The sequence below is a fragment of the Streptomyces sp. NPDC058308 genome (genome assembly GCF_042880275.1).
Classification (GTDB): domain Bacteria; phylum Actinomycetota; class Actinomycetes; order Streptomycetales; family Streptomycetaceae; genus Streptomyces.
The window spans coordinates 80,156-82,610 of record NZ_JBHVZA010000031.1 but is presented as its reverse complement, the minus strand read 5'-3'; the positions used below and the strand labels follow the sequence as shown (position 1 = coordinate 82,610).

Sequence of the window (2,455 nt, the reverse complement as noted above, 5' to 3'; positions counted from 1 at the left end):
AATCTATTTTTATTTCTTTATAATCACACGTCTTTTTGGCAGTTAGCGCACTATCAGAGCCCGGGGGCGCTCCCCCCCGGGGGGCCCGCGCGGCCCGTTCGGGGCGGGGCCGGCTCAGTGGCCGCCCTCGTCCTTGAAGCGCTTGTAGGAACGCTCGATCTCGGCCTCGGCGTCCGTACGGCCGACCCAGTCGGCGCCCTCGACGGACTTGCCGGGCTCCAGGTCCTTGTAGACCTCGAAGAAGTGCTGGATCTCCAGGCGGTCGAACTCGGAGACGTGGTGGATGTCGCGCAGGTGCTCCACGCGCGGGTCCGAAGCCGGGACGCAGAGCAGCTTGTCGTCGCCGCCCGCCTCGTCGGTCATCCGGAACATGCCGATCGCGCGGCACTTGATGAGGCAGCCCGGGAAGGTCGGCTCGTCCAGGATGACGAGGGCGTCCAGCGGGTCACCGTCCTCACCGAGGGTGTTCTCGACGAAACCGTAGTCCGCGGGGTAGCTGGTCGACGTGAAGAGGCGACGGTCCAGACGGATCCGGCCGGTCTCGTGGTCCACCTCGTACTTGTTCCGCGAACCCTTCGGAATCTCGATGGTGACGTCGAACTCCACGGGTGGCTCCTCCATGATCAGCACATACTTCGGGTGATTAAGTGTCCCTCACGCAGATGTGTGATCGCGAAAGGGGCTGGTCGTCGTGCCGGAGCTCAAGCCTTGGCAGCGGCCTCGACAGCTTTTGAGACAGCTGACAAAGCCTTCCGCCACCAAGCTCACCGGGTTCTCCGGGAAGCTCACGACATGGCAGCTCACAGCTGGTGCCGCCGCCTTCGGCCTGGTCATCGCGGTCGGGGCGGTGGCCGCGGCCGGCCCTTGGGACTCCTCCGGTCAGCGTACGGCGGAGCGGGACCGGGCCGCTTCCCAGGAGGCCTGGGGTGGCGCAGATCACGCGGGTCGCGGGCCGGAGGGTGCGCCCGAATCCGCCCCGAGCGCGCCTTCCGTGCTCGCCGGACTCGGCGCGCCCGCGGGGGTGGCGCCCGCGCCGACGGGCTCGGCCATGGCGGACGTGCTCGATCCGCTCCTGAAGGATCCGGCGCTGGGGCCCGAGCGGTCGGCCGTCGTCCTGGACGTGGCCTCCGGCAAGCGGGTCTACGGCAAGGGCGCGGGCGACGGCCTCACGCCCGCGTCGACGGTCAAGATCGCCACGGCGGTCGCGGCGCTCTCCGCGGCGGGCCCGGACCACCGCATCACTACGAAGACGCTCATCGAGCCCGCTTCCGGTTCCTCCGGCGCACCGGACGTCGTCCTGGTCGGCGGCGGCGACCCCACGCTCACCGCCCGCAAGGACGGCCGCTACACCGACACCGCGGCGAGCCTGCGCACCCTCGCCGAGGACACGGCCCGCGCCCTGAAGAGCCGCAAGATCGACGAGGTGAGACTCTCGTACGACACGTCGCTGTACTCCGGACCCGAGCAGCACCCCATCGGGCCCAACGAGAACATCACGCCGGTCAGCGCCCTGATGGCCGACGAGGGACGGCTCGACGACTCCTCCAGCGGGCCCGCCCCGCGCGCGGGGGACCCGGCGGGCGACGCGGCGAGGAAGTTCGCGGGCTTCCTCAAGGACCGCGGCATCAAGATCAAGCCGGACCCTGGCGCCGCCGAGGCGTCGGACCGCGCCGAATCCCTCGCCAAGGTCGAGTCGCCGCCCCTGTCGTCCCTCGTCGAGCGGATGCTGACGCACAGCGACAACGACATCGCCGAGGCGCTGGCCCGCCAGACCGCCGTCGCCGCGAAGGAGCCGGCGAGCTTCGAAGGAGGCGGCAAGGCGGTCCGCGCCCAGCTGGAAAAGCTCGACCTGCCGCTCTCCGGCACGACCTTCGCCGACGGCAGCGGCCTGGACCGGGCCGACCGGATCTCCGCCGAACTCCTGGCGGCCCTCCTGGACCGCGCCGCCGACCCGGCCCGCCCCGGACTGCGCTCCGTGGTGACGGGCCTGCCCGTGGCGGGCTTCACCGGCACGCTCGTCGACCGCTACCCCAAGGACTCGCCGGGCACGGGCGTCGTACGCGCCAAGACCGGCACGCTGACGGGAGTGAACAGCCTCGCGGGCACGGTGGTGGACGCGGACGGCCGCCTCCTGGTCTTCGCCTTCATGACCACAGGCACGACCGACCCCACCGCGGCCCAGGCGGCCCTGGACCACATGGCCTCAACGGTGGCGAACTGCGGCTGCCGCTGACGCGCCCAGGGGCGCGGGGAACGGCGCAGGCGAAGGCGCCCGCGGCAAACGCGCGCCGGGCCACGCCCAGGGACGCGAGGAACGGCGAGCCAAGCCACATACGACCCGCACCCGAGAAACAGCCCCAGCTCCCCCAGGGGCGCGGGGAACTGCGCGCCAAGCCACACCCGACCCGCACCCGAGAAGCACCCCCGGCTCCCCCAGGGGCGCGGGGAACTGCGC

2 protein-coding genes are annotated in these 2,455 nt (G+C 71.4%); one reads left to right on the top strand and one right to left on the bottom strand.

The genetic code is table 11. The features are described from left to right. Nucleotides 1–114 precede the first annotated feature (114 nt). Nucleotides 115–606: an inorganic diphosphatase gene (locus ACFVYL_RS31810; RefSeq protein WP_055568469.1), complete on the bottom strand. Its 492-nt coding sequence runs from the start codon at nt 604–606 to the stop codon at nt 115–117. Nucleotides 607–739: 133 nt separating this feature from the next. Here ACFVYL_RS31810 and dacB point away from each other — a divergent pair, with 133 nt between their 5' ends. Then, on the top strand, nt 740–2,233 hold the full coding sequence (gene dacB, locus ACFVYL_RS31805; RefSeq protein WP_389722103.1) for a D-alanyl-D-alanine carboxypeptidase/D-alanyl-D-alanine-endopeptidase: 1,494 nt from the start codon (nt 740–742) through the stop codon (nt 2,231–2,233). Nucleotides 2,234–2,455: the final 222 nt, after the last annotated feature.